This is a genomic window from Haloferax sulfurifontis ATCC BAA-897 (assembly GCF_000337835.1).
In the GTDB taxonomy this organism is placed as follows: Archaea; Halobacteriota; Halobacteria; order Halobacteriales; family Haloferacaceae; genus Haloferax; species Haloferax denitrificans.
Genome location: NZ_AOLM01000008.1, coordinates 239,400 through 264,110 on the forward strand (window position 1 = coordinate 239,400; position 24,711 = coordinate 264,110).

Sequence of the window (24,711 nt, forward strand, 5' to 3'; positions counted from 1 at the left end):
GGTCGCGTCGGCGTCCCCGTCACGCGCTCCTCGCCGTCCACAGCAACAGTCCGAGCATCAGGACCGCTAACCCGCAGAACGTCGTCAGCTGGAGATAGACGAGCGCGTGAGTCGTCGTCCCCGGCTCGATAGACGGAAGCGAGACGAGAAGCAGGGCGATGGAGGCGAGCGAGATGACGAGGACGAACTTCATTCGGGTCTCGTAATCGCGGAGCACGTCGGCGAGACTCGTTTCGGGCATGTCTGCGTAGAGTACCGCGGTGTATTTCAGTATACTGCCCCGCCCGTCGCTCTCGCGCCGTCCGTTCCTGCGGTAGACTTAGATAAGACGGGGCGGAATGGAGGTGCATGGACAGAGGCTTAGTACTCATCGAGAACACCGACTCGCACGCCGACCTCCTGCGGGAGGCCAGAGAACACGCGCTGGGCGCGGACGCCGACCTCGTCCTCCTCGTCACGCTCACCGAAGACGAGTTCGAGGAGACCCAGGAGGTCCTCGACACCATCGGCGACGTCGAACACACGTCGTACACGGAACAGGACGCCTTCCGGGGCGCGGTGAACGACGCCGAGGAGGTCGCCCGAGAGGTCTTCGGGACCGACGACGAGGTGTCCTACGAAATCGTCCCGCGAATCGCCAGTGAGAAAGAGCGCGCCGAGACGGTCATCGAAGTCGCAGAAGCGGAGGGCGCAGACCACGTGTTCATCCTCGGTCGGAACCGGTCGCCGACCGGGAAGGCGCTGTTCGGCGACCTCGCGCAGTTCGTGATTCTCAACTTCGACGGCTACGTGACGCTTCACACCGAGTGAGCGCCGCCGCGGCGGACTGACCCGACTCTCGTTTTTTCTGACCCCGCGACCGCGTAGTCGCCTGTACTCGGACGTTCGAGACTACTCCGGCGGGCTGTCCCACTCCTCGCCGTCGTCCTGCGGGTGGTAGCCGATTTGCGAGCGGGCGTGTTCGAGGTCGTACCATCGGCGCTGGTTGTCGCTCACGCCGCTGAAGATACCGAACTCGACGGTGTCGTCCTGCAGACAGCAGTCGATTTCGTGGGCGAAGTCGCGGCGGGACTGCCACATCGCCTTCATGCGACCGACGGTCTCCTCGTACTCGGCGCTCCCGCGCTCGAACTCGCCGTTCTCGACGGCGGCCTCGGCGTCGCCGTAGGGGTGGTCGTACTCGGGCATCCGGACACTGCACACCCGGAGGGCGTAGAACTGCTTGGGGTATTCGTAGTTCTCGACGTAGTACCGGCCCATGTCCTCGCCGTAGGCCTTCGACGCGCCGTAGAACGAGTCGGGGCGGACGGGGTCTTCGTGGCCGATGACGAGGCCGTGACCCGGCTCGTAAATCTCGGGGGAGAACTCGTCCTCGTAGCCGCCCATGACGTGGTTGGTCGAGAGGAAGACGAACGACTCGATTTCGTTCTCGCGGGCGACTTCGAGCGCGTTGTACATCCCGATGATGTTGGGCTCGAAGACGTCCTCCCACGTGCCGTCGGTGTAGGGGTACGCCGCCATGTGGATCATGGCGTCCTGTCCCGCCGCGGCGTCGTTGAGGGTGTCGTAGTCGGACACGTCGCCGACGACGGTGTCGTAGCCGCCGTAGGGGTGGTCGTCGGGTCGGTCGGAGCGGTTGAAGTACGTGAAGTCGTAGGCGTCGTCGTCGTGCAGGTGGTCTATGACTGCGGTGCCGCACCGGCCATAGACGCCGGTCATCAAGACGTCCATACGAATCCACTCTGACCAAATCGTAATAAATTGATGGGTGACCGCGAAATCCGACTTCGCACCGGCGTCGCTCGTCGGCCGGGAATCGACCCCCCGACCGTTTCGATAGTTCACAAAGCCTGACTGTTGATTCGCGGATGGGCCACTCGCGGGCGCTCTCGCGCGCGAACACCGGATTCAGGGGTTGACGATGCCTTTATGACGGTTGACTCAGATTGACTGTACCATGCCACTCGCAGACGACCGTGTACGTAGTCGTCTCCGTGGCGTCGCCGTCGGCTTGCTCACGCCGTTCGACGACGACCTGGAGATCGAACACGACAAACTCGAAGCTAACGCGAAGTCGCTTTCCGGCGACGGTATCTCGTCGTTCCTCGCGGCCGCGAACATCAGCGAATATCACTCGCTGACCCAACAGGAGCGCGTCGACGTGACGGAGACGAGCGTCGAAGCGCTCCCCGACAGCGCCTGCGTCCTCGCCGGCGTCGGCGGGTCGACGAGGGCCGCGACCGACCTGATGGAAGCCTACGACCGCATCGGCGTGGACGCGATGATGGTCATGCCGCCGGACCACACTTACGTCCACGAGCGCGGACTGCTCCGCTACTACGAGAAGCTCGACGCCGCGACCGACACGCCGCTCGTTCCCTACGTCCGCGGCTTCGACCCCTCGGTCTCTTTCCTCCGCGACCTCTCGCGCATCGAGGGCGTCGCCGGCGTCAAGTACGCCATCGAGGACCCGGTCAAACTCGGCTCCGCCGTCGCCGCCGCGGACGACGACGTGGTCTGGGTGGACGGCCTCGCGGAACCGTTCGCCGTCTCGTTCTGGAACGAGGGTATCGAGGGATTCTCCGCGGGCGTCAGTAACTTCCGCCCGGAAATCGGCCTCGCGCTGTTCGAGGCGCTCACCGAGGAGAACTGGGAGCACGCCCGCGAGATTCGCGACCTGACGCTTCCGTTCCAAGCCCTCCGCGGCGAGACGGGCCAGGACAACGACCTCCCCGGCGCGATAAGCGTCCCGGTGGTGAAGAAGGGGCTCGAACTGGCCGGCCTGCACGGCGGGTCGGTCCGCGAGCCGATTCGGTCGCTGTCGGCCGAAGACGAGCGCCGCGCCGAGGAACTGTACGAGGAACTCGACGACGGTATCGCCCGCGTCATCGACTGACCGACGGCCCGACCCGAGCGCGCCCGACGATCCGGACCGCACCGAAACCGACTGCACCACCCACACTGCCTGACGCCTCCCGACTGCGCCCGTCGGGGCACCCCCAACCGCCTTCTGCCGTCTCACCGCCGAGTCGCTTCCGCGCCGCTGTCCTCCGCATCTCTGTTCTTCTTCGACACCGTGCCGTCCTCCCGGCCGCGACGGTCAGCCACGCTCGCTTGCGTCCGACGGCGGAGCGGGTGAACCGGCCGAACCGACCGTCACGGCGTCGTCGTATTCTCGCGCGGCGTTCGCGGGTGGGGAACGGACTCCCGGCGAATTATGCCCGATTATTCATCTGCAATGGTTTCCCTGTTCCCACCTTGCGAACGTGCTTGTTCGAGGTCTGTAACTCCGGAATACGAGTGAATCGGTGATTTATCGCTTCCGGACAGTCGTCCGGCGTCGACGCCCAACGCGCGAATTCGGAGCCACAGTCGCCAGACTATTACAATCGTAAGTCTGTAATTTTCCCGCCTCGGGAACCCGACTGCCGAATCGGGCTTCTTTCGCCCCGAGTCCCGCGGCGCTCGTCGCCGCGTGTCGGCGGTCGGAGGTAGGGATAAGTAGGTGCGGCGTGTGCGTGACTCACACGGCATGCAGCACGACGATATCCAGCACGACGACGTTCAGTTCCACAACGTCAGGGCGCTCCAGCGGGTCAGGCCGCACGAGGGACTTCGACTGCTCCGCGTCCCGGAGGCCGTCAGGAGCGGCCTGAACACCGGCGCGCAGACGCGGATGTCCCACCCGGCTGGGACCGAGATTCGGTTCGTCCCCGAGGAGACGGTTCGAATCACGCTCTCCTCCGAGGAGCGAAACAGCCTCGTTCGCCCGTTCTGGGGGGACTTTCAGGCCAGCGGCGAGGAGTTCACGCTCGGGCCGGAACCGAAGACGGTGGAACTGTCTCTCCCGGAGTCGCTTTCCGACCTCGACCCGGTGGCGACCGGCGAGATGCGCTACGCGCCCGAGGTGTGTCGACTCGTCTTCCCCGGCGACCACCGCGGCGGCCACATCTACTATCACGACGTCGAGGGCGCGTGCCGGCCGCCGACCGCCGACGAGGTGCCGAGCCTCCGATACCTCGCGTACGGAACGTCGATTACCGAGGGCGAGGCCCCGTCGGCGGAGATGCTCACGTACGTCAACCAGACGGCTCGCCGACTGGGCGCGGACCCGATAAACCTCGGCTCCTGCGGGACCGCCTACTGCGACCCCGCGATGGCCGACCACATCGCCGCCCGCGACGACTGGGACGTGGCGACGCTCTCGCTTTCGGTGAACATGGTCGGTCGATTCTCGCCCGACGAGTTCCGCGAGCGGGCCGCTGACATGGTCGAGACCGTCGCCGCGGCGAACCCGACCAAACCCGTCGCCTGCATCACGCTGTTCCCGCACGTGCGCGAGTATCAACGGGACCACGAGGAGGCGACGCTGTCCGAGACGTTCCGCGACCACCTCCGCGACGTGGTCGTCGACTGCGGCTACGACAACGTCCACCTCGTGGAGGGACCGGACCTCCTGCCGACCGCCAGCGGGATGACGACCGACCTCGTCCACCCCGGCGACGACGCGATGATTCGCATCGGCGAGCGCCTCGCGCGCGAGCTCGAATCCCTCATGGACGATTAACTAGAATCCGTGCGATTCAGGCGCTCTCGTGCTCGAATTATCCGAACGAAATCTCCGCGAGCGTAACACGGAAGGACCCCCTGTTCGATGGGAGGGTATGACCGTCGCCGCAAATCTGGGCTACATGCTCGGGGTGCTCTGCCTCGGGGCGCTAGCGAAGCGTCTCGGCCTCCTCGACAGCGGCCGTCGCGACAAACTCACGTTCTTCGCGTTCGCCTTCGCGCTCCCCGCGCTCGTGTTCACCTCGACGTACGACCAGCCGATTCGCGAGGTCATCGAGCCGACGCTCCTGCTGGGCTTCTGGCTCGTCCTCTTCACCATGCTCGCCGTCGGCTGGGTCGTCCACCGCCGGGTGTCGCCGGACTCGGTTCGGAGCGTCGCCATCGTCCAGTCGTACTACTCGAACCTCGGCTTCCTCGGTCTCCCGCTCGTCAGTTCGACGTTCGGCTCGCTGGCGTCGGCGAAGGCGGCCGTCATCCTCGGCGTCGGCGCGCTCACCCACGTCCCGCTGACTATCAGCGTCCTCGTGCTCGTCAACGGCGCTGACGTGTCGTTCAGAGAGGAGTTCGTCGGCGTGCTCAAGACGCCGGTCATCCCGGCGCTCGTGTTGGGCCTCGTTTTCTCCGGGCTCGGCCTCGGCGTCCCCGGCGTCCTCCTGACGGGCCTCGACGCGCTCGCCTCGCTCGCGCTCCCCGTGGCACTGCTCTCCATCGGGGCGTCGCTCACGATTTCCACCGAGTCGTTCGACTTCCGCACCGTCGGCGCCGTCGTCGGGAGCAAGGTCGTTCTGATGCCGCTTCTCGCCTTCGCGGTGTTCTCGACGTTCGCGTCGAGTTGGTCGACGGTCCAAGCCGGCGTGACGATGCTCGCGACGCCGACCGCCGTCTCGTCGTTCGTCTACGCGAACGAACTCGGCGGCGACGCCGACCTCGCGTCGATGAACGTGTTCGCCACCACCGCCGTCTCGGTCGCGACGCTCTTCGTCGTCCTCCAGTTCCTTCTCTGAGGCGGCGGCTCGTCGCTCTTTCTTTGAACGGTCCGAATTCGCGTTGCTCACGCCCTGAGTTGCCCACGAGCGCACAGCGAGCATCCACGTTCGGCATGAGAAGCTTACTTAGTGATGGGTGTGCATGGCTAGGTCGAATGTCGAGAACCTACGGTAACTTCATCGACGGCGAATGGACAGACTCCCAGTCGGGAGAGACGTTCGAAGTCACGAACCCCGCGGCGGCCGGCGAAGTCGTCAGCGTCCACCCGGCGTCCTCCGAAGCGGACGTCGAGGCGGCGCTCGACGCGGCCGTCGCCGCACAGGACGAGTGGGCGTCGACGCCCGGCCCGTCCCGCGGCGCGGTGCTCCGCGAGGCCGGCAACAACCTCGAAGCGCGCAAGGAAGAGGCGACCGAGGTGCTCGTCCGCGAGGAGGGCAAGACGCGCTCCGAGGCGGGCGGCGAGGTACAGCGCGCCATCGATATCTTCCACTACTACGGCGCGAAGGCGCGGGACGTCGGCGGCACCGTCAAGTCCGCGAGCGCCCCCGGGAAGGACCTCTACACGAAGCACGAACCCCTCGGGACGGTCGCGCTCATCACGCCGTGGAACTACCCCATCGCCATCCCGGTCTGGAAGCTCGCCCCGGCGCTCGCCGCCGGCAACACCGCGGTCCTCAAGCCGGCGTCCGAGGCCCCGGGTGTCGTCTCTATCGTCCTCGAATGCCTCGACCACGCCGGACTCCCGGCCGGCGTGGCGAACGTCGTCACCGGGTCCGGGAGCGAGGTCGGCGGTCCGCTCATCGAGAGCGAGCACGTCGACGGCGTCTCCTTCACCGGGAGCACCGCCGTGGGGACGATGGTCGCCGAGACGGCCGCCGTCGACCTCACGCGCGTCCAGTGCGAGATGGGCGGTAAGAACCCGACCGTCGTGATGCCCAGCGCGGACATCGAAGACGCCGCCGAGACCGTCGGCGTCGGCGCGTTCGGCACGACCGGCCAGTCGTGTACGGCCACCTCGCGCGCCATCGTCCACGAGGACGTCTACGACGAGTTCGTCGCGGCCGTCTCGGACTACGCCGAGTCGCTCGTCGTCGGCGACGGACTGGACGACCCCGACGTGGGCCCGCACGTCTCCGAGAACGAACTGTCTTCCACGCTCGAATACATCGACATCGGCTCCGCCGAGGGCGCGACGCTCGAAGCCGGCGGGGGCAGGCTCTCCGGCGACGACTACGACGACGGCTACTTCGTCGAGCCGACGGTGTTCTCCGGCGTCGAAAACGACGCTCGCATCGCCCAAGAGGAGATTTTCGGGCCGGTGCTCGCGGTCGTCGAGGCCGAGTCGTTCGAGGACGCGCTCGACCTCGCCAACGACGTCGACTACGGCCTGTCGGCCAGCATCGTCACGCAGGACCTCAGCGAGGGCAAGCGCTTCGTCAACGAGGTCGAAGCGGGCGTCGCGAAAATCAACGAGAAGACGACCGGCCTCGAACTCCACGTCCCCTTCGGCGGCTACAAGGACTCGTCGACCAACACGTACCGCGAGCAGGGCGACGCCGGACTCGACTTCTTCTCGTCGGTGAAGACCATCTACGAGAACTACTGAGCCGCGGGCCCCCGCGCGCTCAGGAGAACTTCGTGTTCAGTTCGATGACGTTCGCGGCGCTCCGGACGTAGTCCGCGAGTTCGCCGTGCAGGCGGTCTTCGGTGAACCGACTCGACGGACCGGTGATGCTTATCGCGCCGAGAATCGTCTCGTCGTTCTTGACGGGCGCGGAGACGCACCGCAGGCCGTCGATGTTCTCCTCGTCGTCGATGCCGTACCCCTGCTCGCGAATCGTTTCGAGCTCCGCGAACAGCTCTTCGGGCCCGGTGATGGTGTTTGCCGTCTTGGGTTCGTACTCCATCGCCGCCGCGATTTCCTCGATGCGCTCGGGGGGCAGGTACGCGAGAATCGTCTTGCCGAGCGACGTGGAGTACATCGGCTGTTGGGTCCCCACCCGCGACAGCGTCTCGACGGCGTGTTCCCCCTGCGCCTTGTGGAGATACGACACCTTGCCGTACTCCTCGACGCCGAACTGGACGATTTCCCCCGTCTCCTCGGCCAGCGAGTCGACCTCCTTCTGGACGATGTCGAAGTTGCCTATCTGGTCGCGGACGTGCGAGGCGACGTCGAGAAAGCGCAGGCCGAGCCGGTAGCCGTCGCCCTCGCGCACGATGACGCGCCGCTCTTCGAGCGTTCGGAGGTGGCTGTGGACCGTGCTCTTCGAGTGGCCGAGTTCGTCGGCGATTCGCGTCACCCCGATGCCCGCTTCCTCCTGCAGGAGGTCGATGATGTTGAACGCTATCTGGACCGAGCGGATGGTCCGGCCGGGGCGTTTGTTCGGTTGGGGGCTCATGGTGTGACAGTCGAACCAGAGCCGTATATATTTGTTCCCGCCTGGGGAACGTGCTGACTCGGGCGACCGGGAGTCCCGAAGCGCGTCCCGGCCGGCTGGTTGACGCACGCGCCGGGCGAACCGCGGTGGCACGCGGGGTATGGGATACATTTTTCATCCCCGCACGTCTTCGTGTGGGTACTGTACCCATGCCAGCAGACGAGCTTACACCAGTCCAGCGCGCCGCGTCGTATCTCCGGTCGCTGGACATCGACGGTCAGTCGTGGATTACCGGCGTCGCTATCAACGGCCTGCTCGCCGAGGGGGGAGACGAGTCGGTCGAGCGCGCGAAGCACCTCGTCGACACCGCGGTGGCGACCCAGAACGACGCCGGGCAGTTGAGCTACGGCCCGAGCTACCCGATAGAGGTCTTCAGCCACGGCCGCGAGTACGAGGCGAGCTGGGAGCTGACCGTCAAGAAGTGCATGAACACGAACAACAGCACCGCCATCGGTCACGGCGTCCTCGACTTCTACGACCGCACGGGCGAGGACCGCTACCTCGACGCGGCCGAACGCGCCTACGAGTCGCTTCTGTCCTTCGACCGGACCGAAGACGGCGGCATCCCTCACCACGACCCCGACCTCGCGGGCATCAAGTCGCTGTGGATAGACTCCGTCTACATGATGTGCCCGTTCCTCGCGCGCTACGGCGCGGCCGCGGGCGACGCCGACGCCTTCGACGAGGCGGTCGACCAGATTCTGATTCACGCCGCGCACCTCCGCGACGGCCACACGGGGCTGTTCCGACACATCTGGGTCGAACAGCCGAACCACTACCCGCAGGGCGCGTTCTGGGCGCGCGGCAACGGCTGGGCCGCCGCCGCGTCGGCCGACGTGCTCGAACGGCTCCCCGAGGACCACCCGAAGCGCGACGACCTCCTCGACCTGTTCCGGTCGCACTGCGAGGCGCTCCTCCCGCTTCAGGACGGCAGTGGCTTCTGGCACAACCTCGTCGACGACCCGCACACGCCGCTTGAGTCGTCGGGGACGCTCATGTTCGCCTACGCGTTCGCCCGCGGTATCGACCTCGGTCTCCTCGACGAGGAGACCTACCGCCGACCCGCCGAAGACGGGCTCGCGGCCGTCTCCCGCGTCGTCGGCGAGGAGGGCGCGGTCAACCGCGTCGCCGGCCCGCCGGGCGGGCCCGAGGCTCCCCTGACGGACACGCCCTACGGGCAGGGCTGGTTCCTGATGGCCGCGGCCGCGCTCGACTGAGGGTCCGACCCGTCTTTCGTTTCGGCCCGATCGGGGCCGGCACCACAGTTATACGCCCCGGCATACATTGACAGACGAACGCGAGCGACACAAACACTATGACCTACCACGCAGGCATCATCGGCACGGGCGGAATCGCAGGGATGGGCATCCTCGGCATGCACGACGAGGAGGCCATCGGCAGAGAGAAAATCGACGCGAGCCACGCGGGCGGCTACGCCGCGACCGACGACATCGAACTCGTCGCCGTCGCCGACGTGGACGAGTCGAAACTGGACACCTTCGGCGAGGCGTGGGACATCCCCGCCGACCGCCGGTACGTCGGCCACGAGGCGATGCTCGACGCCGAGGACCTCGACGCGGTGTCGGTCTGCACGCCGTCGTTCCTCCACCGCGATCACGTCGTCGACGCCGCGCGCTCCGCGGCCGACCCCTCAGTCGTCTGGTGCGAGAAACCCATCGCGTCGTCCGTCAGCGACGCCGAGGAGATGGTCGCCGTCTGCGACGAGACCGACACGGAACTCGTCGTCAACCACTCCTTTCGGTTCACGGACAAGCTTCGCCGACTCCGCGACCTCGTCCGCGAGGAGGGCATCCTCGGCGACGTGAAGTCCGTGAGCGCGCAGTACCGCATGGAGCTCATGCGGAACTCCACGCACGTCCTCGACACGCTCGTCTACCTCCTCGACGCGCGGGCCTCGCGGGTGAGCGGCCACATCACCGGCGAGAACGAGGCGCTCGACGCGTTGGACGCCACGGAGTCGGTCGTCGACGCCGGCGGCGGCGGACACGTCGTCATGGACGACGGCACGTTCGTCACGGTAGACTGCACGATTCCGCGCGATATCTCGTCGATGACGCTGAGCTTCATCGGCACCGAGGGCAAGCTCTACATGAACAACGACGACGGTGAGTGGCGCTACTGGTCGCTCGAAGACGGCGAACACGTCGAGCGACCGCTCCCCGGCATCGAGGGCGCGTGGACGTGGGAATCGGACTACAAGGGGTCGTTCGCCAACGCGGCGGCCCACGTGCAGGACCTCCTCGACGGCGACGCCGAAAACTACTCGCCCGGCGTCGCGGCGACTCGCTCGCTCGAAATCATCGTCGGGTTCTACCTTTCGCACTACACCGACTCGACGGTCGACGTTCCGCTTCCGGGGCCGCTCCGCGAGGTGCCCATCACGTCGTGGTGAGTGCGGTCGGGTGATTAGTCGCTCACGCCGGAACGGTGTCCGGCATCACCGGACGCGAATCCGCGGTCGGAACTCTTCGGAGATACCGCGAATATCCGCGATAGATGCGGCGTCAGTACAGAAACGCGCCGTTTCGTGACACGCGACCACGGTGGTCGGTGTCGCCATCGATTCGAGACTGACCGCGAACTGTCTCTCAGAAGTCGACTGACCGGAGTTAGCTCTGAATTACAGTTCTATGAGCGTAATCTTTCGGGCGTATGGCCCGCCTCGAGGACGGGAACGTGCAATTATCATCGTCGACCTCACCGCGACGGACGACCACCGCTGGTCGATTCAGTCCCGAATGAATTTCCGACACCACCGGACAAGTATCCGGCAGGACCGGATTCGCAGAGAACTCCGAGAATCGTCCCGATATACGGGCTGATGCGGTCGAAAACGAGAGTCTATGGGGATTCATTCGATGGTGATGGTGTTGATAAATTCGGTCGGCACGACGTTTCGTCCGCCATGCCCGGACGTTTCTCGGGGTTTCGACCGTCAGACCATCCGGTAGACTTCCTCCATCCAACTGTCGTCGGTTTCGACGGTGATGCCGCTCATCTCCTCGGCCCAGTCGGCCTGCGCCTCGCTGTTGTCCATCACGTCTTGGATGGCCTCGGGGTCGTCGACTTCCATGAAGCCGAAGACGTGGCCGTCTTTCTCGAAGACGCTGTAGGTCTGCAGGCCGGCGTCGGAGTCCAAGTAGGCCGATTCGAGCGCCTCGGGGACGTTCTCGTGTTTCGTTCGGTACTCCTCTCGCTTGCCGTCTTCTATCTCCAAGTGGAACGCGATTCGCGCCATGCGGCCTCCGATTCGGCGGCACCCGTCTTAGCTTTTCGGCGGGTAAGATTTAGTACGGGGTCGGCCGTCGTCGACTGTAATGATAGATTCCCACACCCACGCGTGGGGTGCCGCGAGCCCGGAACACCCGTGGACCAACGGCCCCATCTTGGACCTCGTGGACAGCTTCGACGTACACACCGTCTACACCGCCGAGCGCCTGCTCGCCGACATGGACCGAAACGGCGTGGACGAGGCGGTCGTCGTGGGCTACCCTATCTGCGACTGGACGGACAACTGGTACACCCGACGGGTCGCCGCCGAGTACGACCGACTCCACGGCATCGTGATGCTCGACCCCTTCGCCGACGACGCGGTCGAGCGTCTCGACCGCTGTATGGAGACCGACGGCGTCCTCGGCTTCCGCCTCGGCGCGGCCTGCCCGTACGACCGGATGTGGGAGACGTTCGACCCGAGCGTGACGTGGCTCAGAGAGAGCGTCGAGGAGACCGCCTTCTGGGAGGCCGCGGTCGAACACGACGCCACGGTCCAGATTCTCTGCGACCACGGGCAACTCGACCAGGCGCTCGAACTCGTCGAGACGTACCCCGACCTCACCTACCTGTTCGACCACTTCGCCCACGCGGGCCCGGACACGCCCACCGACGAGGGGACGTTCGGCCGGTTCGCCGACCTCGCGGAACACGACTCGGTCGCGGTGAAGGTCTCGGAGATCGTCCACATGTCCGACTCGGCGTTCCCCTATGCCGACATGCACGACCACGTCCGGTGGTTCCTCGACACCTTCGGGCGCGAGCGGGTCGTCTGGGGTTCCGACTATCCGAACGTCAGCGACGTGGCCAGCTACGCGGAGGCGTGCAACTGGCTCAAGCAGGTCGACTCGCTGTCGGCGGCCGACCGGTCGTGGCTGACCGGGAAATCGTTCCGTCGGCACGTCGACCTCGGGTGAGCGTAACCGGTCGTCACCGCGTGCCTCGCTCGCACTGTCGTCGATCCGGTGGCTGAACTCTCCATCTCCGAATGACACCGGTATATTTATTATAATGAACTATAGTGGTTTGTAATAGCACATCATGACTGATAGTGGTTCACAGAACCGGCTCAGTAGGCGGCGGTACGTGACCGGACTCGGAGCAGGTCTCACAGCGGCACTAGCGGGTTGTATGGGTGGCGGGAACGGCGGTGGCAGTGGTTCCGACGGCGGTTCCGACGGGGGAGGCTCCGGCGGCGGTGGCGGCGACTCCGGGTCGCAGTCACTCGACTTCTGGCTGTTCGGCGGCATCCCCGCCGAACGAGAGTACATAAGTAACCACTACAGCAGTTACAGCGACCACGACGTCACCTACCAGCACCAAGAGTGGGGGCAGAAGTACCAGATTATCGCGTCCGCGGCGGCGAACAACAACCTCCCGGACGTGATGGCCGGCCAGACTCAGCAGATTCCGGATTACGTCGGCGCGAGCGCCATCCAACCGCTCGACCAAGAGCAGTTCGCCGACCAGTTGGAGGAGATAAACAGCCGGTTCATCCAGGCGAACGTCGACACGCAGATTTACGACAGCCTCGGCGACACCGAAGGAGAGCGGCAGTGGGGGCTTCCCGGCGGCTACGCCGACCTCGGTCCGTTCGTGGACATCCGAACCGACTACCTCGAACAGACGAGTTTCGACAGCCCGCCGCGCAACTGGGAGGAGCTCATCCAACTCGGCGAGGAGATGCAGGAGCTCGACGAGGTGTCGGCGGCGATTACCGCGCCGGGGACCGACTTCGGCCTGACGACCGGCTACTTCATCGGCTTCGTCTACGCCAACGGCGGTCGGTACTTCGACCCCGAGACGCTGGAGGCGACGGTCGACCAACCCGGCTTCGTCGACGCCGTCAGGCTCTATCAGGACATCGCCGAGGCCGGTCTGTTCCCCGACTCGATGGCCGAGAACGACCACATCGGTGCGGGACGGCTCCTCCGCGAGGGCGAGTCCGGCATCTTCATCACGTACTCCCACGCGAACGCGGTCTACCAGACGACCGGCGCGCCGCAGGCGTGGCTCGACGGCGAGGGCCACACCGTCACCCGCGCGCCGCTTCCGGACAGCCCGTCGGGGAGCTTCGAACCCCGCGACCTGCTCCTGCAGAACGCGCAGGGCTTCATGCTCGGCAACGGCACCGACTCGGAGGCCGAACTGCAGGCCGCCTTCGACTTCACCGAGTGGTGGAACTCCGAAGAACAGCTCGCGCCGTGGACCTACGACGCCGAGAACGACGTGGGCATCCGCGGGCGCGTCCCGACGCTCGAAAGCGCCTTCGAGGACCCGAGCGACCTCTTCCGGAGCCAGTTCGGCGACCTCGTGACGCTGTACGAGAACGACGACCTGTTCACGCGCACCTCGCGGTTCCCGTCGTTCTCGGGCATCGCGTCGGTCCAGAGCATCATCAACACCGAGGTCATCCAGCCGGTCGTCCTCGGCAACGCGACGGCAGAGGAGGCCTGTAGCGCCGCCAACGAATCGGTTCAGGAAGTCATCGACGAGGAGCTGGCCTGACGATGCGACTCGAACCGTCGCTCGAACGACGGCGGCCCAACGGCGGTGAGTTACGACCATGAGTTACTCGAAGCAGGCGAGGGGCTCGTTCGAGAGCGTCTCCGAGCGGATTCCGGAGGGCGTCAAGGTGTACCTCCCGGTCCTGCCGGTGACGGCGCTCGTCGGGCTGTTCATCCTCTACCCCATCGCACAGGCGATCTATTCGAGCTTCTTCAACAAGGACCTGCTCGCGCCCAGCGAGGCCGAGTTTATCGGACTGGCGAACTACGCCGAAATCTGGTCGAATCCGACTATCCATCAGGTGCTGTGGAACACGCTCATCTGGGTCGTCGTCGGCAGTTCCGCCGCTATCGTCCTCGGCTTCCTGATGGGTTGGCTCCTCCACGAGAAACTGCCGTACACGAGCGTCGCGAGCGCAATCGTGCTCATCCCGTGGGTCCTCCCGCGGGTCGTCGGCGCGTCCATCTGGCAGTTCATGTTCGGCGGGTCGCAGGGCATCATCAACGAACTGCTCGTCCAGCTCGGCGTCATCGACGAGTACATCGTCATGCTCGGCTCGACGGAGCTCTCGCTGTGGCCGCCCATCATCGGGATGATTTGGCGGCTCGCACCGCTTTTCGCGCTGTTGACGCTCACGTCCCTGCAGGGCATCGACGAGCATCTCTACGAGGCCGCGCGCATGGACGGCGCGACGCCGTGGGAGCAGTTCCGGTTCATCACCATCCCGATGATGCGGTACAACCTCGCCATCGGGTTCCTCCTGATGCTCATCTACAACATCAGGAACTTCTCGATGATTTGGGTGATGACGAAGGGCGGCCCCGGCGTCTCCAGTAGCACGCTCCCGGTCATGATCTACCGGACGGCGTTCGTCGACTTCGACGTGGGGCTGGCGTCGGCGCTGTCGCTCATCCTGTTCGTCGTCCTGCTCGTGTTCTCGTACTACTACATTCAGGTGTACGACCAAGTGCGGGGTGACGTCTGATGGCGGCGAAAGACCCCGACACGGCCGCCGAGTTCCGGCGGAACGAGTCGTGGCTGTTCGACACCACGGCGGGCGCGTACGTCCGCAAGACGGCGGTTTCGCTCCTGACGCTCGTCGTCTTCGCGTTCGTCCTCTTCCCGCTGTACTGGATGGTCGTGACGGCGTTCAAGACCACCGCGGAGATTCAGCAGATTCCGCCGACGGTGTTCCCGAACGATTTCTCGTTGGAGGGCTTCCGGCTCGTCGTCGAGTCGTCGATTCAGGCGGGCGGCTACACCTCGCTTTTCGCTAACCTGTTCGGCTGGCAGGCGTCGTCGGCCATCGACATCGACATCCTGTCGCTCGTGCTGAACAGCCTGAAAGTCGCGATCGGCGCGGGCGCAATCGCGCTCGTCTTCGGGACGGCCGCGTCGTACGTGCTCTCGCGCCGCGACTTCGCCGGGAAGAACGCGCTCATGAGCATCTTCCTCGCGTCGCTGATGTTCCCCGGGACCGCCATCATGGTCCCCGAGTGGGAACTCGTCTCGGCGCTCGGCCTGTTCAACACGCACCTCGTGTTGATCTTCATCTACGGCGCGATGACCGCGCCGTTCGTCGTCTGGCTGATGAAGGGCTTCTTCGACGACTTCCCGGACTCGATTATCGAGGCCTCCCGCATCGACCAGTGTAGCTCGATAGAGACGTTCTGGTACGTCATCGTCCCGATGGCGCGGAACTCGCTCATCGCGTCGTTCATCTTCGCGTTCCTCCTCGCGTGGAACGAGTTGGTGTTCGCGCTGACGCTCCTCGACAACTCGCGGTACACGGTTCCGCCGGGACTCCTGACGTTCGTACAGGGGTTCAACACCCAGTGGAACGTCGTCGCCGCGGCCTCGATTATCATCTCGCTTCCCGTCCTGCTCGGACTGGCCTACATCCAGCGCTACTTCGTGCAGGGGCTCACCGGCGGCGCGATTAAGGGATAACACCCTTCGCCCGCCGTCTCTCGGTGCCGCACGTCGCGGTCAATTTTCGTCGTCAGTCGCTAGGTTTAAGGGGCGTTCTACGGTAATGTTTTACAATGACACACCTAACAGTAGACGGTGTCACGAAGATTTTCGGCGACCCCGACAAGGACGGTGTCGTCGCAGTCGACGACCTCGACATCGACGTCGAAGACGGGGAGTTTCTCGTTTTGCTCGGCCCGAGCGGGTGCGGGAAGACGACGACGCTCCGGATGATCGGCGGACTGGAGACGCCGACCTCCGGTGAAATTCGCTTCGACGACGTCGTCGTCAACGACATCAAAGCCCGAAACCGCGACGTGGCGATGGTGTTCCAGGACTTCGCGCTCTACCCGCATATGACCGTCCGGGAGAACCTCGGGTTCGGCCTCAAGCGGGAGGACAACGGCATGTCGACGGCGGACGTCAACGAGCGGGTCGAGGAGGTGGCGACGATGCTCGAAATCGAACAGCTCCTGAACAACAAGCCCGCACAGCTCTCGGGCGGACAGAAACAGCGCGTCGCGCTCGGCCGGGCTATCATCCGCGAGCCGCGGCTGTTCCTCTTCGACGAGCCGCTTGCGAACCTCGACGCGAAGCTCCGCAAGACGATGCGGACCGAAATCGACGAACTGCAGTCCGAGGTCGGCATCACCTCCGCGTACGTCACCCACAACCAGGAGGAGGCGATGACAATCGCCGACAAAATCGCCGTCCTCAACGACGGCGCGCTCCAGCAGTTGGGTCGCCCGGAGGAGGTGTTCAACGAACCGGCGAACCTCTTCGTCGCGCAGTTCGTCGGCAGTCCGGACATGAACATCTACGACGGCGTCGTCGAGGAGGCCGCCGACGGCGTTCGCGTCGAACTCGACGGCGTGAGCTTCGAACTGCCGAGCGACGCCCTCGACGCGGAGGTCCCGCCCGGCGGCGTCAACGTCGGCTTCCGGCCGCAGGACTTCTACCAGACGGGCAAGCGGCGCGCCGACGGACTGACCTTCGACGTCGATATCCGCGTCATCGAGCCGGTCGGAACGAAAGCCATCGTCCACGGCGACGGCCCCATGGGCGACGTCACCGCCGAAATCGGCGAGTTCCACGGGCTATCGGCCGGCGACACGCTGTCGCTTTCTATCGCGCCCGAACACGTCTACCTGTTCGACGCCGAGACGGAGGCACTGCGCAAGGGCCGGCGTATCGAGAACCGGGCGTCCGTCCAATCGCAGTCCCAGTCGTCGGAGTCGGACGGCGTCGAAATATAACTCGGCGCGACTGCCCCATCGAACGTCAGCGGGCGTGGTGTCTCGCGGCACCCAGAGCCGCGGCTTCAGCCGCGCTACCGCCGAAATTCTCCGCCCGCACCCAAACATATTAATCGGTGTGTTCACATGGTGTAACCGAGACGAACTCACACGGTTATTCGCAACTATGAAAGCCATCATTCAGACCGGGCCGCGCTCGGTAGAGACACAGGAGCGGGAGGTTCCCACTCCCGACGCAGACGAACTGCTCATCAAGGTCCACTCCGCGGGACTCTGCGGCAGTGACGCTCACGCCTATAAATACGACGGCGGCTACGAGTGGATTCCCATCCCGCGCGTCATGGGCCACGAGTACTCGGGGACGGTCGCGGAGGTCGGCGAGAACGTCGAGACGTTCGACGTCGGCGACAAGGTCATCGAGGAACCGATTCACGACTGCGGTCACTGTTTCCAGTGCAAGAACGGCCAGCCGAACGTCTGCCAGAACTTCTCCATCACTGGCATGCACCGCGACGGCGCATACACCGAGTACGTCACCGTCGCTCCCGAACACGTCCACGCGGTTCCCGAGGACGTGCCGCTCCGGCACGCCGCCATCACCGAACCGACGAGCATCGCCACGCGAGCGGTCCTCGACCAGTCGGTGACGACGCCGGGCGACAACGTCCTCGTCGAGGGGCCGGGCCCAATCGGCGTCCTCGTCGCCGCCGTCGCCGACTCGCTCGGCGCGAACGTCGTCGTCTCCGGGCTCGGGCAGGACGCGTCGTATCGCCTCCCACTGCTCGAAGACCTCGGCATCGACACGGTGAACCTCGAAGAAGAAGGCGGTCTCGACGAGCGGGTGGAGTCGCAGACCGACGGCATCGGCTTCGACGTGGTCTTCGACGCGACGGGCCACCGAAGCGGCGTCGTCTCCGGGAACGACGTGGTCCGCAAGGGCGGCCAAATCGTCGTCGTCGGCATCCCGAACTCGCCGAGCGAGCTCAGCCTCACCTCGACCGTTCGCGGTGAAATCGACATCAACACCTCCTACGGCTCGACGTGGACCAACTTCGAGCAGGCGCTTCGACTCATGGAGCGCGGCGAAATCGCGGTCGACAAGATTCTCGACACCTCCTACAGCGTCGACGAACCGGCCGAGGCGTTCGAGGCGTTCCTCAACTCCGAGACCTGCAAGCCAGTCTTCCAGTTCGACGACTGAACGACCCCGCTATCCGGCCGCGAACCGCTCGACGACAGAAACTATTTTACCCGTGCCGATTGGATGTGAGATCGTACCAAACAAATCATGGAGATTACAGACATCTCAGCGACGAAAATCAGCAACGAATCGTGGGGCGAGTTCATCGAGTTCCCGCTCGTCACCATCATGTCGAAGTACGACGAGTACCGCAACGTCGACGGTGAGAACCCGCAGGCCCGCCGCAAGTGGATGGGTCCCGTGGGTGACGTGGTGGTCGAAGTCGAGACGGACGCGGGCATCACCGGCGTCGGCGTCGGCAACTGGGGTTCCGGGGCCATCGCGACCGTCGTCGAGGAGACGCTCTCGAAAATCGTCGTCGGCGAAGACCCGGTACAGCGCGAGCTTCTCTGGGAACAGATGTACCGCGCGACGCTCCCGTTCGGCCGGAAGGGCGTCGCCATCATGGCCATCAGCGCGGTCGACCAGGCGCTGTGGGACATCGCGGGGAAGGAAGCCGACAAGCCGGTGTACGAACTGCTCGGCGGCCCCACCAAAGACGAGATTCCCGCCTACGCGTCGAACCTCCACCCCGTCGACATGGAGAAACTCGAACGCGAGGCCATCCAGTACGTCGAGGAGGGCTTCGACGCGATGAAGCTCCGCTTCCTCCACGGCCCCGAGGACGGCCGCGCGGGCATGAAGAAGAACGAGGAAATCGTCGCGACCGTCCGCGACGCCGTCGGCGACGACATCGAAATCGCGGGCGACGCCTACATGGGCTGGTCGGTCAAGTACGCAAAGGAGATGACCCAGCGCCTCGGCAAGTACGACATGGCGTGGGTCGAGGAGCCGGTCATCGCCGACGATATCTCCGGCTACGCCGAGGTCCGCGAGGCCGCGCCGATGCCGATCTCGGGCGGCGAACACGAGTTCACCCGCTGGGGCCACGAGGACCTCCTCGAGGAGGGCGCGGTCGACATCCTCCAGCCCGACGTGGGTCGCGTCGGCGGCATCACGGAGCTCCAGAAGGTCGCCGACATGGCCGAGGTCCACGACGTGCCCGTCATCCCGCACGCCGGCACGAACCCGACGCTCCACGCCATCGCCGGGCACACGAACATGCCGATGGCGGAGTACTTCCCGACCCCAGAGTGGTTCGAGGAGCGCCAGGAGAAACGCGAGTCGACCTACGCCGACGCCATCTTCCAGAACCCGCCGTCGCCCGAAAACGGGTCGATTCCGCTCCCCGACGAGCCCGGCGTCAGCACTCAACTGAACCGCGAGGCGCTCGAACACTTCGCCATCGAGTAACGATGTCTGACATCAGCTTCGAGTACAACGTCCCCGTCTTCGCCGGCGCGCCCGACGAGGGGACCGAGCCGACGCACCGCGACACCCCGGCGTACGAGTCGCTCGACTGGGAGGCGACCAAGATGGGCGTCCAGAAGGCGGAAGAACTCGGCTTCGACGCGGTGTGGGCACCCGACCACCTGCTGTTGGGTCGCGACCACGCCGAGTACGAGTGCTGGACGCTGCTGTCGGCCATCGCCGGCTTCACCGAGGACATCAACCTCGGCTCGCTCGTCCTCTGTAACGACTACCGCAACCCGGCGCTCGTCGCCAAGATGGCGGCCACGCTCGACGTGATCTCCGACGGCCGACTCGAACTCGGCCTCGGCGCGGGCTGGCACGAACCGGAGTACGACGCCTACGGCTGGGAGTACCGCGACGGCTTCGAGCGCCTGATGCGGCTCGACGAATCCATCCGCCTCATGAAGCGCATGTGGGCCGCCGGGACCGACGGCGCGAGCTTCGACGGGAAGCACTACCAGATAGAGGACGCTTACTGCGTCCCCGGGCCCGTACAGGACCCCCACCCGCCCATCCTCGTCGGCGGGCAGGGCGAGGAGGTCACGCTCAAACTCGTCGCCAAGCACGCCGACGTGTGGAACACCGACGTGTTCAACGGCGACGTGGAGACGCTCGAACACAAAATCGGCGTCATCGAAGACCACTGCGAGACCGTCGGCCGCGACCCCGACGAAATCGAGTACTCGTGGGACGGCCACGTCATCTGCACGCGCGACGAGGAGAAGTTCGACCGCCTGCTCGACCTGATGACGCCCATCCAGTTCGAAGAGGAGTATCAGGACCAAGCGCCCATCGTGACCGAGGAAGACGCCCGGGAGTACTTCATCATGGGGACGCCCGAGGAGTGCGCGGAGGCCATCGAGCGCCGAATCGACGCGGGCGTGACGAAGTTCCAAGGCTGGTTCATCGACTTCCCCGACACCGACGGGATGGAACTGTTCGCGGACGAAGTCATCCCGCAGTTCAACTGAGGCGTCCCGCGAGTCGAGCGCGCCGCGCTCGGTTCGCGCTCTCGCTCTCGTTTTCGTTTCCGTTTTGGTTTCGCCGTTTTTGTTATTCGTCTATTCGAGCCCTCGTGTGACCGAACCGTCCAGATTCTCCCACACGTGGTGGGTTCCGACTCGACGCACGACCCACGGAACATTTCCGGCGATAGCGGAAAGACATTTGAGGGATGAGGATTCATAACCAACTATGGCGAAGGACGTTCCGGTCAACGCGGTCAAAATCTCGCTCGAACTCGTCGACCTCCTGCGGGAACTCGACGGGGCGGGCGTCTCGGAGGTAGCCAAGCGGCTGGACAAGCCGACCAGCACGATTCACGACCACCTGCGGACGCTGGAGCAACAGGAGTACCTCGTCAAGGAGGGCGACACGTACTACGTCAGCACGCGGTTCCTCCAGTTGGGCGCTCACGCGCGGTCCCGCCAGAAGGTGTTCAAAATCGCCCGTCCCGAGATAAACGAGCTCGCGCAGGTGACCGGGGAGCACGCGAACCTGATGATAGAGGAACACGGCGTCGGCGTCTTTCTGTACCGTTCGCGGGGCCCCGACGCCGTCCGCCTGGACACCCACGCCGGGATGCGCGTCCCGTTGCAGACGACGGCGCTCGGGAAGTCCATCATGGCGAACCGGCCGCGGGAGGAAGTCGAGCGAATCCTCGACCGCCACGGTTTGGAGTCGGTAACCGACCGCTCTATCACGGACCGCGAGGAGCTGTTCGACGTGTTGGAGCAGGTCCGCGAGCGCGGCTACTCGTACGACGACGAAGAGCGCGTCAAGGGCATGCGCTGTGTGGCCGCGCCGATACTCAACGAGGACGACTACGCCATCGCCGCCGTCAGCGTCTCGGGGCCGAAAAGCCGGATGCGCGAGGAGCGCTTCACCGAGGAACTGCCGAACCAGATTCTCAAGAGCGCGAACGTCATCGAGGTGAACCTGACGTACTCGTAGTTGGCCACCCCCCATCCCCCGTCTCGCTCCCGTCGTCGCAATCCTGCATAGAGCGCAACAGTTAGGTATCACGCTGTGGCAGAGTGTAACGATGCAACTCGTTCGATACACCGCGGGCGGTGCCCCCGAGTGGGGCGTACGCCGCGACGACGACGTCGTCCCGCTTTCCGGCCTCCGCGAGGACGTCACCGTCCAGAACCTCAACAGCCCCGGCTTCCTCACCGTCGTCGAGGACGCCGCGGACGCCGCCGAGGACCAGTCGGTCCCCGTCGAGGACGTGAAGCTCCTCGCGCCCGTCCCGCGCCCCGGCAAAATCGTCTGCGTCGGGCTCAACTATCACGACCACGCCGAAGAACAGGACGAAGAGGTGCCCGAGCGTCCGCTCCTGTTCGGTAAGGCCGGCACGTCCGTCACGAACCCCGGCGACCCCATCGTCCACCCGGCGGCCATCGACGAGGTCGACTACGAGGTCGAACTCGGCGTCGTCATCGGGCAGACGGCAAAGAACGTGGACGCCGAGGACGCCTTCGACTACGTCGCGGGCTACACCGCCATCAACGACGTGAGCGGCCGCGACGCGCAGTTCGACGACGGGCAGTTCTTCCGCGGCAAGAGCTACGACACGTTCGCCCCGATGGGGCCGACGTTCGTCCCCGAGGACGACCTCGACCCGCACGACCTCGACGTCGCCTGCCGCGTCAACGGCGAGACGAAACAGGAGTCCAACACCGCCGAGTTCATCTTCGGCGTCGACGAGGTCGTCGAGTACATCAGCGGCATCACGACGCTCCGACCGGGCGACGTCATCTCCACCGGCACGCCCGGCGGCGTCGGCATCTTCCGCGACCCGCCGGAACTGCTCGCGCCGGGCGACAGCGTCGACGTGGAAATCGAGGGCATCGGCACGCTCACCAACCCCGTCGTCGCCGAGCGCGACGAGTAACCGGCCGCAGTACAACGCAATTATTTATAGGATATCGCGGTACTACCGACTATGAGCACGCACACAGATACCCGACTGAGAGACAGGCATATCGTCGTCACCGGCGGCGCGCGCGGCATCGGCCGCGGCATCGCGGTCCGGTGCGCCCGCGCCGGTGCCGACGTATCGATTTTCGACACGAAACCCGAAGTGGCCGCCGAGACGGCCGAACTCGTCCGCGAGGAGGGCGGCGAAGCCGAGGTGTACGAGGTCGACGTGACCGACGCCGCGGGCATTGAAACCGCCGTCGACGCCGCAATCGAGGCGCTCGGACCTATCCACGGCCTCGTGAACAACGCGGGCGTCCAGCAGGCAATCCCGCTCCTCGAAACGACCGAAGACGACTGGGACCTCCACTTCGAGGTGAACGTCAAGGGGACGTTCCTCGTCTCCAAGGCCGTCGCCGCCCGGATGGTCGACGGCGAAATCGAGGGGAGCATCGTCAACATCTCGTCGGTCGGCGCGGAGCGACCGTTCGCCGGACAGGGCGCGTACGGCGCGTCCAAGGCGGCCGTCCTCGCCTTCACGACCGTGCTGGCGAAGGAACTGAGCGACCACGGCATCACCGTCAACGCGCTCAAACCGGGCACCGTCGAGACGCCGATGGTCGAGGAATGGCTCGACGAACACGCCGAGCAGTCCGGCAAGTCCCCGGACGAAATCCTCGCGGAGACGCTCGACGCGCACATCCTCGACCGAATCGGCCAACCCGAGGAAGTCGGTCACGTCGCGGTCCTGCTCCTCTCCGAGGAGGGCGACTGGATAACCGGCGAGTCAATCGCCGTCGACGGCGGCTACCTCAAACACTAGCGTTCGCCGCGACGGCTTCGAGAGCCGTCCGAAGCGCCCCGAACCGGTGCTTTCAATCGCTCATCTCTGGACCGCGCTCTCGGCCACAGCCACTCACTCGCTGTCCGGAATTGCCGGATATAGATTGTGTAGGACTCCGGTAGCCGGACGGACTGAAAGCGCCGTGTAAGCGTCGCGGCGCGCGCGACTGCCGCGGTGATGCGATGTCGGAGCGGCTCGGAGACGCCTACATCACCTCGCACCAGCGCACTTGGTGGTCTGTCGTCGACTCCGCGACACGCACGAGTCGTTTCAGAGACTCAGTGGCGGGCTCGCGGCGTTGAACCCCAACTCTCGCCTATTCGGCAATAATGGTCACAGTCGAAACATCGATATTGGTGTGCCGCACAGTAGCACATGGTCGGAGCAATCTGACCCATGCGCAATCAGCATCCCGTGCGACCAGCACGATAGCCATCAGTACGTCAGTCAAACTGTACGCGCGGTAGCCTCCACGAGTACGCCTGCCAACGAGTACTCATGAACACGTGGCGCGCTACCGATTGAGCACAACGTCCCATTGATGCTCTATTTTTTCGACTGCTTCGCGGTGAGTTGTGACTGTCTGCTCGCTTCGGAGTCGCCCGTCAGCGCCCGCTCGGTTCTCGTTCGAGGCCTCTCCGTGTCCACCTCACCATCCGGCATCGTCGGATGACTCCCGGGCGCTCGGGCCGTCGACCCGGGCCCCGAACCTGAAGATATTTCACGCCACCGTGTGAAAAGCGGGTAATGGGTACCGACCAAAGCACGAACCGTCGCCTAAGCAAGGTCGAACGGGTTATCGAAACGTACGATTTAGACGGCTTCGGCGAGCGACTCGCCGAGCGGTGGACGGCTCCCGAGGACAGCGACAGCCTCCGGGACCTCGCGGACCTGATGAACGAGAAGGTGCTCGACGCCGCGCTCCGGGAGGCGGGCGAAGACGTCCTCGAAGGCGAGGTCGAGAACCTGTACACGCTTCTCACCGGCGACGAGACCACGGAGGGGATGCGCGTGCAGGCGAAGAACACGCTCCAGTCCCGCGGCGTCGACGTCGACCAACTGCTCTCGGATTTCGTCTCTCATCAGGCGGTCTACACCTATCTGACGGAGATTCGCGGCGTCTCGAAGGACTCCTCGTCCGGAAACAGAATCGACAACGTCATCGAGTCCATCCAGCGACTCCGCGGCCGACTGGTCGCGGTCATCGAACAGAGCCTGAGCTCGCTCCGCAACACGAGCAAACTCCGGCTCGGCGACTTCGACGTCCTCGTGGACACGCAGGTGTACTGCCGCGACTGCGGGACGCAGTACGAGGTCATCGAACTGCTCCAGCGCGGCGGGTGCGACTGCGACGAGAGCGCATCGAACTAG

General features: G+C 65.1%; 23 protein-coding genes. 19 read left to right on the forward strand and 4 right to left on the reverse strand.

All coding sequences use genetic code 11. The features are described 5' to 3' along the window. Positions 1-19 precede the first annotated feature (19 nt). Positions 20-241, reverse strand: coding sequence for a hypothetical protein (locus C441_RS05635; RefSeq protein WP_007274241.1), 222 nt, complete (start codon positions 239-241; stop codon positions 20-22). A gap of 107 nt (positions 242-348) precedes the next feature. On the opposite strand from C441_RS05635, the gene C441_RS05640 reads away from it, so the two are divergent. Beyond that, a complete protein-coding gene (locus C441_RS05640) occupies positions 349-810 on the forward strand; it encodes a universal stress protein (RefSeq protein ID WP_007274242.1) in 462 nt (153 codons plus the stop codon). Positions 811-891: 81 nt separating this feature from the next. On the opposite strand, the gene C441_RS05645 is transcribed toward C441_RS05640, so the two are convergent. Next, positions 892-1,731: an NAD-dependent epimerase/dehydratase family protein gene (locus C441_RS05645; protein WP_007274243.1), complete on the reverse strand. Its 840-nt coding sequence runs from the start codon at positions 1,729-1,731 to the stop codon at positions 892-894. A 226-nt stretch (positions 1,732-1,957) separates the two neighbouring features. Between C441_RS05645 and C441_RS05650 the strand changes: the two genes are divergently transcribed. The 4 genes from C441_RS05650 to xacF all read left to right on the forward strand — a co-directional run bounded on the left by C441_RS05650 (position 1,958) and on the right by xacF (position 7,162). Continuing rightward, positions 1,958-2,896, forward strand: a complete 939-nt coding sequence (locus C441_RS05650; protein WP_083874901.1) for a dihydrodipicolinate synthase family protein — start codon at positions 1,958-1,960, stop codon at positions 2,894-2,896. 636 nt (positions 2,897-3,532) lie between these two features. Continuing rightward, positions 3,533-4,567: an SGNH/GDSL hydrolase family protein gene (locus tag C441_RS05655; RefSeq protein WP_007274245.1), complete on the forward strand. Its 1,035-nt coding sequence runs from the start codon at positions 3,533-3,535 to the stop codon at positions 4,565-4,567. A 97-nt stretch (positions 4,568-4,664) separates the two neighbouring features. Beyond that, positions 4,665-5,573: an AEC family transporter gene (locus C441_RS05660; protein WP_007274246.1), complete on the forward strand. Its 909-nt coding sequence runs from the start codon at positions 4,665-4,667 to the stop codon at positions 5,571-5,573. Positions 5,574-5,710: 137 nt separating this feature from the next. Continuing rightward, a complete protein-coding gene (gene xacF / locus C441_RS05665) occupies positions 5,711-7,162 on the forward strand; it encodes a 2,5-dioxovalerate dehydrogenase (RefSeq protein ID WP_007274247.1) in 1,452 nt (483 codons plus the stop codon). Positions 7,163-7,181: 19 nt separating this feature from the next. On the opposite strand, the gene C441_RS05670 is transcribed toward xacF, so the two are convergent. After that, positions 7,182-7,955, reverse strand: a complete 774-nt coding sequence (locus C441_RS05670; protein ID WP_004968552.1) for an IclR family transcriptional regulator — start codon at positions 7,953-7,955, stop codon at positions 7,182-7,184. A 188-nt stretch (positions 7,956-8,143) separates the two neighbouring features. Between C441_RS05670 and C441_RS05675 the strand changes: the two genes are divergently transcribed. Both C441_RS05675 and C441_RS05680 read left to right on the forward strand, forming a co-directional pair. Beyond that, the gene (locus C441_RS05675; protein WP_007274248.1) at positions 8,144-9,211 is read left to right on the forward strand and encodes a glycoside hydrolase family 88/105 protein; all 1,068 of its coding nucleotides are present in this window, start codon (positions 8,144-8,146) and stop codon (positions 9,209-9,211) included. Between the two features lie 98 nt (positions 9,212-9,309). Further along, the gene (locus tag C441_RS05680) at positions 9,310-10,407 is read left to right on the forward strand and encodes a Gfo/Idh/MocA family protein (RefSeq protein WP_007274249.1); all 1,098 of its coding nucleotides are present in this window, start codon (positions 9,310-9,312) and stop codon (positions 10,405-10,407) included. Positions 10,408-10,950: 543 nt separating this feature from the next. On the opposite strand, the gene C441_RS05685 is transcribed toward C441_RS05680, so the two are convergent. Then, positions 10,951-11,253 (reverse strand): L-rhamnose mutarotase, encoded by a 303-nt coding sequence (locus C441_RS05685; RefSeq protein ID WP_007274250.1) that lies wholly within the window; start codon positions 11,251-11,253, stop codon positions 10,951-10,953. 79 nt (positions 11,254-11,332) lie between these two features. Between C441_RS05685 and rhcC the strand changes: the two genes are divergently transcribed. The 12 genes from rhcC to rdfA all read left to right on the forward strand — a co-directional run bounded on the left by rhcC (position 11,333) and on the right by rdfA (position 24,711). After that, positions 11,333-12,202, forward strand: a complete 870-nt coding sequence (gene rhcC, locus C441_RS05690) for an L-rhamnono-1,4-lactonase (protein ID WP_007274251.1) — start codon at positions 11,333-11,335, stop codon at positions 12,200-12,202. A gap of 214 nt (positions 12,203-12,416) precedes the next feature. After that, positions 12,417-13,793: an ABC transporter substrate-binding protein gene (locus C441_RS05695; protein WP_004041049.1), complete on the forward strand. Its 1,377-nt coding sequence runs from the start codon at positions 12,417-12,419 to the stop codon at positions 13,791-13,793. Positions 13,794-13,851: 58 nt separating this feature from the next. Then, positions 13,852-14,778 (forward strand): carbohydrate ABC transporter permease, encoded by a 927-nt coding sequence (locus C441_RS05700; RefSeq protein ID WP_007274252.1) that lies wholly within the window; start codon positions 13,852-13,854, stop codon positions 14,776-14,778. Continuing rightward, positions 14,778-15,743, forward strand: coding sequence for a carbohydrate ABC transporter permease (locus C441_RS05705; protein WP_004041047.1), 966 nt, complete (start codon positions 14,778-14,780; stop codon positions 15,741-15,743). The genes C441_RS05700 and C441_RS05705 overlap by 1 nt, the downstream gene beginning before the upstream one ends. Before the next feature lie 95 nt (positions 15,744-15,838). Continuing rightward, positions 15,839-17,020: an ABC transporter ATP-binding protein gene (locus C441_RS05710; protein ID WP_007274253.1), complete on the forward strand. Its 1,182-nt coding sequence runs from the start codon at positions 15,839-15,841 to the stop codon at positions 17,018-17,020. Positions 17,021-17,186: 166 nt separating this feature from the next. Next, positions 17,187-18,221, forward strand: a complete 1,035-nt coding sequence (gene rhcE / locus C441_RS05715; RefSeq protein ID WP_007274254.1) for a 2-keto-3-deoxy-L-rhamnonate dehydrogenase — start codon at positions 17,187-17,189, stop codon at positions 18,219-18,221. A gap of 87 nt (positions 18,222-18,308) precedes the next feature. Beyond that, positions 18,309-19,514, forward strand: a complete 1,206-nt coding sequence (gene rhcD / locus C441_RS05720) for an L-rhamnonate dehydratase (protein WP_007274255.1) — start codon at positions 18,309-18,311, stop codon at positions 19,512-19,514. A 2-nt stretch (positions 19,515-19,516) separates the two neighbouring features. Beyond that, positions 19,517-20,545, forward strand: coding sequence for a TIGR03560 family F420-dependent LLM class oxidoreductase (locus C441_RS05725; protein ID WP_007274256.1), 1,029 nt, complete (start codon positions 19,517-19,519; stop codon positions 20,543-20,545). A gap of 223 nt (positions 20,546-20,768) precedes the next feature. Next, positions 20,769-21,527: an IclR family transcriptional regulator gene (locus C441_RS05730; RefSeq protein WP_007274257.1), complete on the forward strand. Its 759-nt coding sequence runs from the start codon at positions 20,769-20,771 to the stop codon at positions 21,525-21,527. Between the two features lie 91 nt (positions 21,528-21,618). After that, positions 21,619-22,470 (forward strand): 2,4-diketo-3-deoxy-L-rhamnonate hydrolase, encoded by an 852-nt coding sequence (gene rhcF / locus C441_RS05735; RefSeq protein WP_007274258.1) that lies wholly within the window; start codon positions 21,619-21,621, stop codon positions 22,468-22,470. A gap of 51 nt (positions 22,471-22,521) precedes the next feature. After that, a complete protein-coding gene (gene rhcB, locus C441_RS05740) occupies positions 22,522-23,319 on the forward strand; it encodes an L-rhamnose 1-dehydrogenase (protein ID WP_007274259.1) in 798 nt (265 codons plus the stop codon). A gap of 768 nt (positions 23,320-24,087) precedes the next feature. Next, a complete protein-coding gene (rdfA, locus tag C441_RS05745) occupies positions 24,088-24,711 on the forward strand; it encodes a rod-determining factor RdfA (RefSeq protein ID WP_004968569.1) in 624 nt (207 codons plus the stop codon).

What these genes read in the sequence shown, in the direction of transcription:
- C441_RS05635 (WP_007274241.1), bottom strand. Translation starts at nt 241, where the DNA reads ATGCCCGAAACGAGTCTCGCCGACGTGCTCCGCGATTACGAGACCCGA.
- C441_RS05640 (WP_007274242.1), top strand. Translation starts at nt 349, where the DNA reads ATGGACAGAGGCTTAGTACTCATCGAGAACACCGACTCGCACGCCGAC.
- C441_RS05645 (WP_007274243.1), bottom strand. Translation starts at nt 1,731, where the DNA reads ATGGACGTCTTGATGACCGGCGTCTATGGCCGGTGCGGCACCGCAGTC.
- C441_RS05650 (WP_083874901.1), top strand. Translation starts at nt 1,958, where the DNA reads ATGCCACTCGCAGACGACCGTGTACGTAGTCGTCTCCGTGGCGTCGCC.
- C441_RS05655 (WP_007274245.1), top strand. Translation starts at nt 3,533, where the DNA reads ATGCAGCACGACGATATCCAGCACGACGACGTTCAGTTCCACAACGTC.
- C441_RS05660 (WP_007274246.1), top strand. Translation starts at nt 4,665, where the DNA reads ATGACCGTCGCCGCAAATCTGGGCTACATGCTCGGGGTGCTCTGCCTC.
- xacF (WP_007274247.1), top strand. Translation starts at nt 5,711, where the DNA reads ATGTCGAGAACCTACGGTAACTTCATCGACGGCGAATGGACAGACTCC.
- C441_RS05670 (WP_004968552.1), bottom strand. Translation starts at nt 7,955, where the DNA reads ATGAGCCCCCAACCGAACAAACGCCCCGGCCGGACCATCCGCTCGGTC.
- C441_RS05675 (WP_007274248.1), top strand. Translation starts at nt 8,144, where the DNA reads ATGCCAGCAGACGAGCTTACACCAGTCCAGCGCGCCGCGTCGTATCTC.
- C441_RS05680 (WP_007274249.1), top strand. Translation starts at nt 9,310, where the DNA reads ATGACCTACCACGCAGGCATCATCGGCACGGGCGGAATCGCAGGGATG.
- C441_RS05685 (WP_007274250.1), bottom strand. Translation starts at nt 11,253, where the DNA reads ATGGCGCGAATCGCGTTCCACTTGGAGATAGAAGACGGCAAGCGAGAG.
- rhcC (WP_007274251.1), top strand. Translation starts at nt 11,333, where the DNA reads ATGATAGATTCCCACACCCACGCGTGGGGTGCCGCGAGCCCGGAACAC.
- C441_RS05695 (WP_004041049.1), top strand. Translation starts at nt 12,417, where the DNA reads ATGGGTGGCGGGAACGGCGGTGGCAGTGGTTCCGACGGCGGTTCCGAC.
- C441_RS05700 (WP_007274252.1), top strand. Translation starts at nt 13,852, where the DNA reads ATGAGTTACTCGAAGCAGGCGAGGGGCTCGTTCGAGAGCGTCTCCGAG.
- C441_RS05705 (WP_004041047.1), top strand. Translation starts at nt 14,778, where the DNA reads ATGGCGGCGAAAGACCCCGACACGGCCGCCGAGTTCCGGCGGAACGAG.
- C441_RS05710 (WP_007274253.1), top strand. Translation starts at nt 15,839, where the DNA reads ATGACACACCTAACAGTAGACGGTGTCACGAAGATTTTCGGCGACCCC.
- rhcE (WP_007274254.1), top strand. Translation starts at nt 17,187, where the DNA reads ATGAAAGCCATCATTCAGACCGGGCCGCGCTCGGTAGAGACACAGGAG.
- rhcD (WP_007274255.1), top strand. Translation starts at nt 18,309, where the DNA reads ATGGAGATTACAGACATCTCAGCGACGAAAATCAGCAACGAATCGTGG.
- C441_RS05725 (WP_007274256.1), top strand. Translation starts at nt 19,517, where the DNA reads ATGTCTGACATCAGCTTCGAGTACAACGTCCCCGTCTTCGCCGGCGCG.
- C441_RS05730 (WP_007274257.1), top strand. Translation starts at nt 20,769, where the DNA reads ATGGCGAAGGACGTTCCGGTCAACGCGGTCAAAATCTCGCTCGAACTC.
- rhcF (WP_007274258.1), top strand. Translation starts at nt 21,619, where the DNA reads ATGCAACTCGTTCGATACACCGCGGGCGGTGCCCCCGAGTGGGGCGTA.
- rhcB (WP_007274259.1), top strand. Translation starts at nt 22,522, where the DNA reads ATGAGCACGCACACAGATACCCGACTGAGAGACAGGCATATCGTCGTC.
- rdfA (WP_004968569.1), top strand. Translation starts at nt 24,088, where the DNA reads ATGGGTACCGACCAAAGCACGAACCGTCGCCTAAGCAAGGTCGAACGG.